Annotated in this window: 14 protein-coding genes; 10 read left to right on the top strand and 4 right to left on the bottom strand. The window is 47.0% G+C overall.

Annotation, left to right across the window (positions count from 1 at the left end; genetic code table 11):
* The first annotated feature begins 128 nt into the window (after positions 1-128).
* The 4 genes from ACJJI5_RS18140 to ACJJI5_RS18125 all read left to right on the top strand — a co-directional run bounded on the left by ACJJI5_RS18140 (position 129) and on the right by ACJJI5_RS18125 (position 3336).
* A complete protein-coding gene (locus ACJJI5_RS18140; protein ID WP_444906076.1) occupies positions 129-602 on the top strand; it encodes an OsmC family protein in 474 nt (157 codons plus the stop codon).
* Positions 603-687: 85 nt separating this feature from the next.
* Positions 688-1083, top strand: coding sequence for a GNAT family N-acetyltransferase (locus ACJJI5_RS18135; RefSeq protein WP_444906075.1), 396 nt, complete (start codon positions 688-690; stop codon positions 1081-1083).
* Between the two features lie 120 nt (positions 1084-1203).
* Positions 1204-1944, top strand: coding sequence for an NUDIX domain-containing protein (locus ACJJI5_RS18130; protein WP_444906074.1), 741 nt, complete (start codon positions 1204-1206; stop codon positions 1942-1944).
* Positions 1945-2148: 204 nt separating this feature from the next.
* The gene (locus tag ACJJI5_RS18125; protein WP_445354849.1) at positions 2149-3336 is read left to right on the top strand and encodes an alpha/beta hydrolase-fold protein; all 1188 of its coding nucleotides are present in this window, start codon (positions 2149-2151) and stop codon (positions 3334-3336) included.
* Between the two features lie 113 nt (positions 3337-3449).
* On the opposite strand, the gene ACJJI5_RS18120 is transcribed toward ACJJI5_RS18125, so the two are convergent.
* Together ACJJI5_RS18120 and ACJJI5_RS18115 are read right to left on the bottom strand one after the other, a co-directional pair.
* Positions 3450-3953, bottom strand: coding sequence for a thermonuclease family protein (locus ACJJI5_RS18120; protein WP_445354848.1), 504 nt, complete (start codon positions 3951-3953; stop codon positions 3450-3452).
* Positions 3954-4421: 468 nt separating this feature from the next.
* Entirely contained in the window at positions 4422-5111 is a 690-nt protein-coding gene (locus ACJJI5_RS18115; protein ID WP_445354847.1) for a pirin family protein, read from the bottom strand.
* Between the two features lie 136 nt (positions 5112-5247).
* On the opposite strand from ACJJI5_RS18115, the gene ACJJI5_RS18110 reads away from it, so the two are divergent.
* Positions 5248-6150: a LysR family transcriptional regulator gene (locus ACJJI5_RS18110; RefSeq protein WP_445354846.1), complete on the top strand. Its 903-nt coding sequence runs from the start codon at positions 5248-5250 to the stop codon at positions 6148-6150.
* 149 nt (positions 6151-6299) lie between these two features.
* Here the strand turns inward: ACJJI5_RS18110 and ACJJI5_RS18105 are convergent, their stop codons facing one another.
* Positions 6300-7061 carry a TlyA family RNA methyltransferase gene (locus ACJJI5_RS18105; RefSeq protein ID WP_445354845.1) on the bottom strand — a complete coding sequence of 254 codons (762 nt, stop codon included), beginning with the start codon at positions 7059-7061 and terminating at the stop codon, positions 6300-6302.
* A gap of 126 nt (positions 7062-7187) precedes the next feature.
* On the opposite strand from ACJJI5_RS18105, the gene nhaA reads away from it, so the two are divergent.
* From nhaA to ACJJI5_RS18080, 5 genes are all read left to right on the top strand, one after another.
* A complete protein-coding gene (gene nhaA, locus ACJJI5_RS18100; RefSeq protein WP_413664807.1) occupies positions 7188-8663 on the top strand; it encodes a Na+/H+ antiporter NhaA in 1476 nt (491 codons plus the stop codon).
* 103 nt (positions 8664-8766) lie between these two features.
* Positions 8767-10143, top strand: coding sequence for a hypothetical protein (locus tag ACJJI5_RS18095; protein ID WP_445354844.1), 1377 nt, complete (start codon positions 8767-8769; stop codon positions 10141-10143).
* Positions 10144-10145: 2 nt separating this feature from the next.
* Complete coding sequence (locus ACJJI5_RS18090; RefSeq protein ID WP_282931699.1) at positions 10146-10526, top strand: MmcQ/YjbR family DNA-binding protein; 381 nt, start codon at positions 10146-10148, stop codon at positions 10524-10526.
* A gap of 45 nt (positions 10527-10571) precedes the next feature.
* On the top strand, positions 10572-11426 hold the full coding sequence (trxA, locus tag ACJJI5_RS18085; RefSeq protein ID WP_445354843.1) for a thioredoxin: 855 nt from the start codon (positions 10572-10574) through the stop codon (positions 11424-11426).
* 72 nt (positions 11427-11498) lie between these two features.
* A complete protein-coding gene (locus tag ACJJI5_RS18080) occupies positions 11499-11846 on the top strand; it encodes a YqfO family protein (protein ID WP_444957020.1) in 348 nt (115 codons plus the stop codon).
* On the opposite strand, the gene ACJJI5_RS18075 is transcribed toward ACJJI5_RS18080, so the two are convergent.
* Positions 11843-12382, bottom strand: coding sequence for a DUF4124 domain-containing protein (locus ACJJI5_RS18075; protein ID WP_444957021.1), 540 nt, complete (start codon positions 12380-12382; stop codon positions 11843-11845). The genes ACJJI5_RS18080 and ACJJI5_RS18075 overlap by 4 nt on opposite strands.
* Between the last annotated feature and the right edge of the window lie 31 nt (positions 12383-12413).

The raw sequence follows: 12413 nt of genomic DNA, 5'->3' as shown, positions 1-12413 counted from the left end.
CGGCTTCGGGAGGCGATGGACCATTTGAAATAGCACTCACCGGTTCTTGGTAATCTTAGGGCTGGTGAGCATCCCAATTTAGCCCCTTTTCTCCAAGACTAGGGGTGTCGTCTAAAGGGAGATAAGTCTTGTCAGAGTATACTTCAACGGTGACCTGGAAACGCGACGAGCAGATTTTCACCGATAATCAATACAGTCGAGCCCACACCTGGCAATTTGATGGTGGGGCATCTATCCCAGCCTCCTCTTCCCCCCATGTTGTACCCATTCCCTATTCAGTAGTTGAAAACGTTGATCCAGAAGAAGCTTTTGTAGCGGCTCTGTCCAGCTGCCATATGTTGTTTTTTCTATCGATTGCAGCCAAGCGAGGGTTTGTGGTTGATGAATATTGCGATGAAGCTATAGGAATTATGGGGGCCGATAAGGATGGCCGAATTGCTATGACTAAAGTTACCCTGCGTCCTTCAGTGCGCTTCTCCGGTGAAAAACAACCCAGTCGCGAGCAGTTAGAAAAAATACATCACCTTTCCCACAAACAGTGTTTTATTGCGAACTCCGTGAAAGCTGAAGTGGTGACAGAGATCCAGGAAGTTCCAGTTTAAGTACCTTCCTATAACGATTGGGTTGTCGCTGGGTACTAGGTAGGCTTAGCGGTACTATTTATTTGTTTATTTTATTCGGCAAGGTATGTACACAATTATTGAGAAAGTAGCTTCTACCGAGGATTTCCTCAAACTGCGAGAGATAACAGGCTTAACCCCCAGAAGCCGTGAAGCAGCGGAAAAAGGCCTTCCAAATAGTTTGTATGGTATCCATATAAAAAGACAATCTGAAACTGTCGCTATGGGGCGGGTAGTGGGGGATGGCGCACTTAATTTTGAGATAGTGGATGTTGCTGTCGATCCAAAATTCCAAGGTATTGGCCTGGGGCGTCAGATCATGGAGCACATTATGGCTTACCTGGATCGAGAAGCCCTTCATTCAGCATATATTACGTTGATGGCAGATGTTCCCGAGCTTTATAGAAAATTTGGATTTGAATTGAGCCGTCCAGACACTGAAGGGATGTATCTTATCAAATAATGGCACAGAGCTATTATTGTGGATTCTAAGTTGGCTTTACATCAATGAACGAATGATTGATTCAGTGTCGGCTATATCGTTTATGGTATTGAAATCATTTAGGTGTTGAATAGGTTGCTTGTGTTTCATCATACAGTTGATTCCTTTAATTGCGTTACTTTGGATCTTGAGAATTTTTCTGGTACGGAAAATCAGTTCTTGGTTGAACTGGTAGCCATTATAGAAGTATCCAGAGTTAACAGCCGAAAGTTGATATGGATAGATCTCCGAGATGCACTTACCCGGTTTATCCCGATATGCCTAAAGCATGGTTTTACATTTCATAGCTGTCGGGATTCTGCTACAAGGCTGGTTCTTAAGCTTCAGGAAGATGCATATGTTCCCTTCTACCCAACCCATACGGTGGGAGTTGGGGGATTCGTACTTCTTGATGGGCAACTGCTCTGTGTCCAGGGCCACAGTGCAGCATCGAGCCCGAAGCTGCCTGGAGGAACCGTTGATCTGGGTGAAAAGATAGCCGATGCGGTGATTCGTGAGGTTTATGAGGAGACCGGTGTGTCCTGCGAGTTTTCCTCAGTACTAGGATTTGCTACCCGATTTCCTACGAATTTAGGCTATACGGATATCTACTTCGTATGTGAATTGAGCGCCTTAAATCGGGATATTGTAATAACAGATACGGAAGAAATTAAGCATGCTTCCTGGGTAGATATTGACCACTATTTAAATGGAGGGCATATCTCAGCATTTAATAGACATGTAGCTGAAATGTCCATGCAAAGGCTTGGTTTAACCCAGGTCAGCCAGGATTCTTACAAGGATCCCTTCGCAAAGCAGGAAATATTTTGGACTAATGCCTAAAAGGTCCAAATGATTGGTTGAGTATATATCGCAGTTTAACTACTTACTTTTTGGGCAGAGGGAAAGACTAAGCTGCATTCTAAACACATCGTGAATTCTTCATTCTCATTGAGTCCAGAACGCGGTGTATGCCTTTCTTTCTCTTATGATTATTAAATTATTAGTGGGTTAAATGGTTAGCTGGTGGAAAGATGGAGTGGTCCTATGAAAGGCAAATTTATAGCAATTTTAATTGCCGCAGTTTGGAGTTTGACTGCTCAATCCAATGAGTTAACTATTGGTGAGCGCAAGGTTATTGTCTCGCAAACTCTCGAAGAGAGAAGGGAGTATTGGATTTCTCTTCCCACATCCTTTAAAGAAGGTGGGTATAAAGATTATCCGGTTCTTTATTTACTTGATGCAGATTTTAATAGTTTCTTTCATGTCTTCACGGGTATGGTTCGGCAGCTGAGTTCTGATGCCGCTCCAGTAATTCCTGAAATGATTGTTGTAGGTATCGTAAGTCAAGAGCGTGTAAGAGATAGTTCACCTACTCGATCGCTAACTGAATATGGTGGACGTAAAAATCAGGCGCTATCCAATACAGGGGGCGCTGATCAATTTCTTGAGTTTTTAAGAGAAGAGCTTATCCCAGAGATAAACGCGGAATATCCGACATCCGGGTATCAAATTCTTGCAGGTTACTCATTTACAGGTTTACCTGTTATCCATAGCTTATATTCATCGCCTGAAGACTTTAATGCGTATATCGCTATTGATCCAAGTATGTGGTGGGATGAGCAGATTATGTTAAAGCGGTATTCTGAATTCCTACAAGGTAAATCAACTGAGAAGCGCAGGCTGTTTATCGCTACTTCAGAGAGAGTGGAAGGTGTATATCCTGATGAAAACTATGTTGCAGAATTTATTAGGCTGCTAAATGAGAAGCCCAAGAAAGGGCTGTACGTAGATTCAGTAACCTATGGGACAGAAGAAAATCATCATACCATGCCCGTTATTAGCTTTTATAGAGGGCTTCGATCAATTTTTGATGGTTATATGATCGATGATCAAGCTAGATTTCGCCCCGCAGTGAATGTTAAAAATCACTTCGAACAGTTTTCAAGAAAGCTCGGAGGAACGTTCATGTTGAGGGAAGATGTTATTAGTTTCTTTGGCTATGATCGTCTCTATAATGATCAGTTTGGCATAGATGTTGATAAGGCAATAGAGTTTTTCGAATTGAATACACAGTTTTATCCAGGTTCATATAAGACCTGGGATAGCTTGGCTGAAGCTTATATGGTAAAGGGTAAGAAAGAGCTTGCTATAGATTGCTATAGAAAATCATTGTTAATTAATCCTGATAATGAAACAGCAAGAAATAGAATGGCTCAACTTGAGATTGATTAGATTTATTTTCAGTAGTTATGCTTAACTTGGTGATCTGAAGTGCTGCCGTTGCCCTAAAGTCAGATCGCCAAGTTATTTTATGCTGTATTATTCTGATTTCTATTGCGTTTGATCTAGTTATCTAAAATTAAGTTGTTCTCTGGATTGTAGTAGCAGTAATCGTAGTCCAAGTTCTTACGGAAACAGTAGGGGTCTATAGCATCAGTGTTCGACCACAACCCAAGGCCGTAGTAGTAAGCAAATTCCTGCTCGAGTTCAAACTCGCTGCCGCAATAGTATTCATAATTCCAGGCAGCTCCCCGTATTACCATTTCTTGATTGATGTTGTACCCATTCACATGCAGGTACCCAGTTTCCCGACCATAGATGTCTTTCCCTGTAGATTCAAAATCAACTGAACCAAATGACAATAGGTCGCTTAGGGTTTGAGTGGCTTCGGGGCCATACGATTGGGTACTGGGGTTGGTCTCAGGGGCATCAATGCAATTCAAGCGTATTTTTACATACTCATTATCGACGTAACCGTGAACTGTATCGCCATCAATAACTTGATAGTTTGTTAGCGGAGCAGCCTGAATCGAAGTGGATAGGGCCGCCATGATAAGTAGTTTTTTCATTATGATTTTCCCAGATAAAAATTGCATGGCGTAGCATAGGTAGGGGTTGTTACGGTGCTGTGTAGAAATAGTGATATAAAAAATTGATTTTTATTAAATGTATGGTGAGGTCAGGCTTTGAATGTAGGGAGGTATATCCTTGCAGCCTGCTAAAGGCTATATTTAGCTTTATTGAATCGAAAATAGGGGTGGGTAGATGTGTCTTATTGTGGGTCTATTTATTTGATTTTTTTGGGGCAGTAGCTCTTAATCTCAAGAGCTACTGGATGCTGATGTGAGATGTTTTCATTAAATTGAGTTTACTGTTTTTAGGTCTAGGTTTAATTTCTTTCAAAAGAATTTTGTGGAGGCTTGGTTTTGATTTGGGCGCCTTCATCAAAATGGATGTAGCTCACATTCTAACTAATGGTAGAAAGGTCATTCTCAGTAAGTCGTCTAGTTTTGAATGATATTTCTGTAACTGAGGATCTAATTGTTATGGCTCACAAGAAGCAAGTGTAACGCCGCTGTACTGGTGAGAGTTAAGTTATCCCCTCGGATTAAGTCGCCCTCCTTTACCTGCTCTGTGATGTGTCCTGAGGTTACTTTTGCACTTCCACCAATCACATAGATTAAGTGAGTTTCATTTAAAGATAATTGTTCATCTGTTTTTAAGTGTGCAATGTCCATTAAAGTGCTGCTATCAAAAGTACTGCCTTTCTCGTCAATACCTCCATAAATACGAGTGGTGCCATTTAATGCCGGTTTGTAGGTTTTATACCCCGCAGGCTGGCCAGCTTTCTCTGGCAGCGCCCAGACTTGTAGCATTCTGTTTTGTTGTTTGTCTGGATTAATTTCATTGTGAGAGAAACCCTCTCCCCCCGCACGTTGTACCTGAACTTCACCTGCAGCTAAATCCTTGCCGTGTTCTAAAGATCCCTCATGGCTGACCCGACCCTCGACAATGATAGAGATAACATCGATTTCACTGTGCGGATGCATACCCGATGAGCCCTGGGGTAAGTAGCGCGCATCAGCCAAATACACCATATTGCCCAGTCCTTCAAAAGCCTCTGCTTTTTTGCGAGCACCAAATACGCGGCTATCAGTCACCAGTCGATGTTCAGTAATACCTGCGAAGCCGCCTAACTCCAGTGTGTCTCGGGCTAAAATTTCCATTTTTTTCTCCGGGTGGTTTGTCTGTTGCTGTAGTCGATGGAGTCATTCTAGATATCCCTTTTTGTTTGATATATAGTTATTTTTCGTAATCATTATTCCATTTTTAACAACAATAAAGCTTTGCAGGTTTCATAGGATGGGTCGTAACGTTGATTTGAACGACATGCTGCTTTTCATGGCAGTAGTGGATGCAGGTAGTTTTACCTCAGCTGCGGAACGGCTTAATTTGCCTAAGGCAAATCTCAGCCGGAAAATTGCCAAGCTGGAACATGCTCTGGGAGTCACTCTGCTAGAGCGAACCACCCGCACACAAAGCTTGACTGAAGCCGGCAGTACCTACTTGCAACACTGCCGCCGAATACAGCATGAAGTCGATCTAGCAGAAAGTAAGGTCGGCAGTTTAGTGAGTAAGGAATGTGGTAGGCTGCGAGTGGGTGTCTCTGTTGGTGTAGGCCATGCGATATTGAAAGATGTGCTGGGTGAGTTTCTACAGGCCCATCCTGATATTGAGTTGGAGTTAACTCTATCTAACAAAAGAGTGGATTTGATCGAGGAGGGCTACGATCTGGTTATCCGTGTGGGAGAGTTGGTTGATTCTCGGTTGATAGCCAAGAAATTAGGGAAAATTCGGCGTCGTTTATACACTAGCCCAAATTACATAGAGCGTCAGAATCTGAATGCCGAGTTAGAATCTTTGGCCGATTGCGAGTTTCTAATTATGAGCAGTGCACAGTATGGCGGCAGGTTGAATTTAACGAATGGAACTGATGTTCGAGAGATAATGATCGAGCCGAGAGTGAGAGTCGATGACTTCTTGATGCTAAAGCAGATGCTGATTGATGGCTGTGGAATCGCAATTCTCCCCGACTATATGTGCCAACAAGAAGTAGCTGCGGATTTATTGGTGCCAGTATTTCCTGAATGGGAGATGCCACCGGTGGATCTGTATGCGCTCTACCCACAACATCGACAAAAATTGCCAAAGGTGAGCTCTTTTTTGGCCTTTGTTCAGCAGGTGTGTATGAATCGACTGGGCTGAACGCGTTAAAAACCTTTTCAAGATGCATATCAAGCTAACTAAATATGTATTTAAATATTAACTCGGTAGATAGCCCTTATTCGTTAGGGCTATCGAAACTTCAGCAAAGGCTTTTTCTGTAAGGTTTAATTCACCTGAAGAAATTCAGGTTAGCGTGGATGCCGAGTGGCCCAAAGTAAAAACTCCCGGTTGCCATCGCCGCCCTTTATTGGACTGTCAATATACTCTTTTACCTCCAGTCCCAAATTTTCGCATAAGGCAGTGATGCGCTCGCGCACCTCCGGGTAGTATTTGGCATCACGCACCAGACCACCTTTGCCGATCCCCTCCGGGCCCACTTCAAATTGCGGTTTAACCAGGCTTAAGAGTTGCCCCGAAGGTTTAAGCAAGGCGGGTAACTGCGGCAGAATGAGTGCTTGGGAAATAAAAGAAACATCCATAACGATGGCATCAAAACCTGCGTCTCCGTGGGGGGAGATTTGGGAAGCTTCCAGGTGGCGTGCATTTACCCCTTCAAATAGGTGCATACGGGGGTCATCCAGTAACTTCTGCGCCAACTGATCTCGCCCAACATCAACACCGACAACTGATGCTGCTCCCCGTTGAAGTAGGCAGTCGCTAAAACCGCCAGTAGAGCAGCCAACATCCAGCGCGTGCCACCCAGAGGGGTTTAGTCCTGTCTGGTCGAGGATGGCGGCCAATTTTAGGCCCGCTCGGGAAACATATTGGTCTTCCGGTAGGGGGGTGACCTCAAGGGCGCAATCTTCCGGAATGCTCTGCCCGGCCTTGCGCGCGGGCTGGAGGGTACCGCCATCGGATACCATGACCCTTCCGGCATCAATCAGTTTCTTTGCATGGGTGCGGGAGTTTGCCAGCTCTCTCTGTACAAGCAGTTGATCCAATCGGGTCATGTTTCGCGGTGCAATCCTGTTTACATAATTGAGAATACAGGGCCCATGCTAACCTCTGGCTCCAGCAGGTAGAAGTGCGGCTCCGCAAATTGTGGGACTAATCTTTAGTAAGGAGGATGTTAGCTGATGGCAAAAAGCGTTCTGGATAAGTTCAAAATTCGCAAGGGAAAGGTCTTTGAGGCGCCACTTGAGGGTGCCTTTGGGCGCTTGGTTACTCCCTTTGAAGAATTTATCCATCGCCAAAGTAGCAGTGGTATTTTGTTGATGCTATCAGCTCTGGCGGCGTTGGTTATTGCCAACTCTCCTTTGCAGGAGGCTTACAAGCACCTGTTGCACATGCCCATCAGCCTCAGCGCGGGAAACTGGGAATTCTCTCTCTCCTTACATCACTGGATCAACGATGGCTTGATGGCGATCTTTTTCTTTCTGGTGGGATTGGAATTAAAGCGCGAATTTATGGTGGGAGAGCTGTCCGACCTTCGCCAGGCTGTACTTCCGGTGATGGCGGCAATTGGCGGAATGGTGGTGCCGGCACTTATTTACGCTTCTTTTAATGCGGATAGTGGTGCAGAACGCGGCTGGGGCATTCCCATGGCCACGGATATAGCATTTGCTGTTGGCTGTATTGCCCTCTTGGGGAATCGGGTGCCTCGTGCGGTAGTTACTTTCCTGGTTGCACTAGCCATTGTGGATGATTTGGGCGCAATTTTAGTGATTGCAATCTGGTATACCGAACAGGTGAATATCACCGCGCTGATTGCGGCGGGTTGCCTGGTAGTGATTATGTGGCTGCTTAAAGCGGCGGGGGTTCGCAGTTCTCCGGCCTATGTATTTGTCGGTGTGCTGCTCTGGTATGAGTTCTACCTGGCGGGGGTACATGCGACTATTGCGGGGGTGATTACGGCAATGGCACTACCGGCCAAACCCAAATATGACCCGGTGGCCTTTAGTACCTTTGTAAAGGATATTATTCGCAGCTTTGACCGCTGTTTCCGTCCAGGAGATAAGATTATTGCTAACGATGCGTTGCGCGCCCGAGTGATGGCGCTGGGAAATGGCGTCAACCTGGCGCAATCGCCGCTACAGCGCATGGAAACCCGCCTGCACACACCGGTGGGTTTCGTAATAATCCCTATTTTTGCATTGGCTAACGCCGGTATTCCCTTTAGTAGTTTTACCAGTTCTTCGGCAGTGATAAACCCTGTCACCCTAGGGGTCATTTCCGGCTTGGTTGTGGGCAAGCTGGTGGGTATCGTTGGCGCCACTTGGATTGGCTGGAAGCTTGGCTGGGGCAAGTTGCCTAAGTCCGCCAATTTCCAACATATTGTCGGTGTTGCACTCCTTGGCGGGATTGGCTTCACTATGTCGATCTTCATTGCCGAGCTGGCCTTTAGCTCTGAATATGAGCTGTTGATCCAAGCTAAAGCGGGTATCCTACTGGCATCAGTAATTGCTGGGGTGGCGGGGTTCCTGGTTTTGCGCAAAGCTCCGGTGGCCGATGAGTTTGAAGTTCATGGGGAGGGGGAGCCCCTGGATGAAGGTGGCAGCGATAGCCTTGGGGAAGGGGAAGACGCAGAACAGCAGCCCAGCCGCCAGGGTTAAGTTGTTTTAGCGTTCCTGATGTCACTGCCCCTCGGTCCTGGAGGGGCCTGATTCCATTAGTCTCCAGTTCCCATTGTTAATGTACGTGAGAGAAATAAGAATTATGTATTTGAGAACACTGGCACAGGCGCTACCAGTGCTGGCTATTTCCCTTCTGCTCGGGGCTTGTGATGGCCAAACTACAGCTAATAAAAAAGCCGATTCTGAAGTCGGGGTTGATAATCAATCGACTACAACCAATCCCAAATCCGATAATGGAGTTAGTGCGATGGATAGTCTGGCCCAGGCTTATGTCCTTCTAGTACTTGAACTGGGAAATCATGACGACAGCTATGTCGATGCCTATTACGGTCCGGCTGAATTGCGTGAAACTGCCACCAAGAGTAAGGCGAGCGCTGCAGATATTGCCCGGCGCGGTGAATCTTTACTGGCAGAGCTGCCAGCGGTAATCGACGGCGATGGGTCTATCGAAAACCTGCGTATGCATTACCTGAAGACACAGTTGTGGGCCCTGGTGTTCCATGCTCGTAGTCTGGCAGGAAAGAGCCCGAGAAGCTTCGCCAATGAAGCTCGAACCCTCTACGACACCGAGCCCCCACAGCAGGATTTGGAAAGTTTTGAACCCATGCTGGAGGAGTTGGAAGCATTACTCCCAGGTGAGCAGCCCTTGAGTGAGAGGGTAGCCAGCTTCCGCAAAGCTTATGAAATTCCTGCTGATCGCCTTCAAGCCGTATTTGATGCTGCCATTAAAGAATGCCGCGCGCGCACTAAGCAGTATGTATCGCTCCCAGCGGATGAGAGCTTTGTTCTGGAGTATGTCAGCGACAAACCCTGGAGTGGCTACAACTGGTATAAGGGGCGTTCGCACAGTCTTATACAGGTGAACAATGGCCTGCCTATTACGATAGATAGGGCTATTGATCTGGGGTGTCACGAAGGGTATCCGGGGCATCACACTTATAACGCGCTGTTGGAGCAAACTCTGGTCAAGGAACGGGGTTGGGCAGAGTACAGCGTTTACCCGCTTTTCAGTCCACAGTCACTGATTGCCGAAGGAAGTGCAAACTACGGGATTGAGCTGACTTTCCCCGGTGAAGAGAAAACCCGCTTTGAAATGGAAGTTCTCTACCCCCTAGCTGGCCTGGATCCGAAAACGGCGGAAAAGTATGAGCAGGTAATGGCCCTGGTAGATAAGTTGGGCTTTGCCGGCAATGAGATTGCCCGCCAGTATATCGACGGGGAAATTGAGGGCGCGCAGGTACCTGCGTTGTTTGAGAAATATACCTTGATGAGCCCTGCCAAGGCGGCACAGCGGAAGGATTTTGTAGATGCTTACGGCGCCTACGTAATTAATTACAATTGGGGTAAGACACTGGTTGCTGATTATGTAGAGCAGGGCAGTCAAAATAATGAAGAGCGCTGGCAGCGCTTTACCCGTTTATTATCCTCGCCGCGCCTGCCGTCATCCCTGGATTGGTAATCATGCAGAAAGGCACTTTGAGAGAGTATTTACTATCGCGACCGGAAGCTATCGAGGATTTTCCTTTTGGCCCGGATGTAGCGGTATTTAAGATTAAGGGGCGTATGTTTGCTACCTTAAGCTGTTACCGCGGGGTGGACGCCAGTAATCTCAAGTGCGATCCCGATGAAGCCCAGGCGTTAAGGGACATCTTTTCCGGTGTTATCCCGGGTTACCATATGAACAAGAAACACTGGAATACGGTGTTGTTGGATGGCACAGTGCCCGATTATGAGATTGAGCGAATGGTAGATCGCTCATATGGCCTGGTGGTTAAGGGGCTTCGCAAGCTTGAGAGGGAGTCCCTGGAACTGGCCTATGGAGCGGAGCTGCTCTACCGCTAGAGGCCCCTGAGAATAGAAATACCCAGATTTAGTCTAGGAGAGGATGTGAACGAATTTATTGTCGATGTAACGGCAGAGAACGCCCAGCAAATTCTGATTGAAGAGTCCATGAAGCGCCCGGTAGTGGTGGACTTTTGGGCCGATTGGTGTGAGCCGTGCAAGCAGTTGATGCCGGTGTTGGAAAAACTGGCCAATGAGTATAGCGGTCAGTTTTTATTGGCGAAGGTCAATGCAGATACCGAGCAAATGCTGGCGGGTCAGCTGGGTGTACGCAGCTTGCCCACGGTAATGGTTTTAAAAGATGGCCAGCCGGTAGATGGCTTTGCCGGTGTGCAGCCAGAGACACAGATTCGTGAGATGCTGGATAAGTATCTGCCAAAACCCTGGGACATAAAGTTGCAGCAGGCACAGGCGTTAATCGGTGAAGATAAAGTGGCGGAAGCCCTGCCTTTGTTGCGTCAGGCTTATACGGAATCGTCTGAACGCACTGATATCGCCAAACAACTGGCTGCTATCTTGCTCGACCAAAACCGTGCCCAGGAAGCGGAGACTGTGCTCAGTAAAATTCTGCTGGCAGATCAGGACGCGGAATACCAGCAGCTGATGGCTCAATTGGAGCTGAAGCAACAGGCAGCGGAAACTCCAGAAATTCAGGCTCTGCAAAAGGCGCTGGAAGAAAACCCTGCGGATAGCGATTCTGCTTATCAATTGGCCGTGCAGTACAGCCAAGCCAACCGCCATGAAGAAGCATTGGAATTATTGCTGGATATTTTGCGTAAAGACATGGGCTTTGCCGATGGTGCTGCCAAGCAGACGTTCCTAGATATTGTAAAAAGTTTGGGTGCTGGCGACCCTGTTGCCACTCAGTTCCAGCGCAAGTTAATGACTATGATGTTTTAAAAATACTCTGCCGGTAAACAAAGGGGCCCAAGAGGCCTCTTTGTTTTTTGGGGAAGAGAAGGACGATTATTTATGTATAAACTTTGTGTTTATATTCCCGAGTCTCACTTGGAAGCGGTAAAGCAAGCGCTATTTTCCGTGGGCGCAGGACGTATTGGCGACTACGATAGTTGTTGTTGGCAAGTTCTGGGAGAGGGGCAGTTCAGGCCGCTGGATGGGAGTCAGCCATTTATTGGTCAGTCGGGCCAGGTCGAGACTGTGATGGAATACCGCGTGGAGATGGTCTGTGCCGATGAGCTGGTGGATGCTGCTCTCGATGCAATGCGAGCAGCCCACCCCTATGAAGAACCGGCGTTTGACCTCTGGCGATTGGATGATCGCTGCAGTAGTGCCGGCTTAAATAAAGCAGGGGTCTCTTAAAGGCTATCGAGTACCTTTTGTCGTTCGTGGCTTTTTTGCTCGATCGCTTTCGCATCTTCCAGTAATTTTGAAACGCTGGTGTGATGGGTCGGCAGTTTATTTTCAGCGGGGCTACTGTCTTCAACGGTCGAGTCGGATCTCAAGTCAATTGGGTCATTGGCAGTGACTGTATTTAGAGGCTTGACGCGGTGAATACGCACGTGTGAATCCAACCCCTCCGGCACGGTGTCTGAGAAGTGCCAGTTCCCATCTTTATCTTTCCAGGTAAAAACCTCAGATGTTTGCTTGTCAGAATCCCCTTGAGATACAAGCCCGCTGGAAGTTGCCAGCTCTTCAATTTTTGACACTGATTCCTGGGTGGTTTCGCGCACACTTTGCATAGCTCGCTCACCGGTTTCGCGAATCGCTGAAATATCCGGTTTTTGCGGCAGCCAGTCGGAGGGTGACATGATGGGTTTGCCATCTGGGCCCGGTAAAATCATAGGCAGGACAATGCCTACCAGTAACAAGGCACCGAGCATTGGAAAGTATTTCATGCAAACATCCTTTTAATGCAGGGTCATTAAC

It is taken from the genome of Microbulbifer maximicatervae (SeqCode) (genome assembly GCF_052467955.1).
This window is presented reverse-complemented; position numbering and strand designations above follow the sequence as displayed.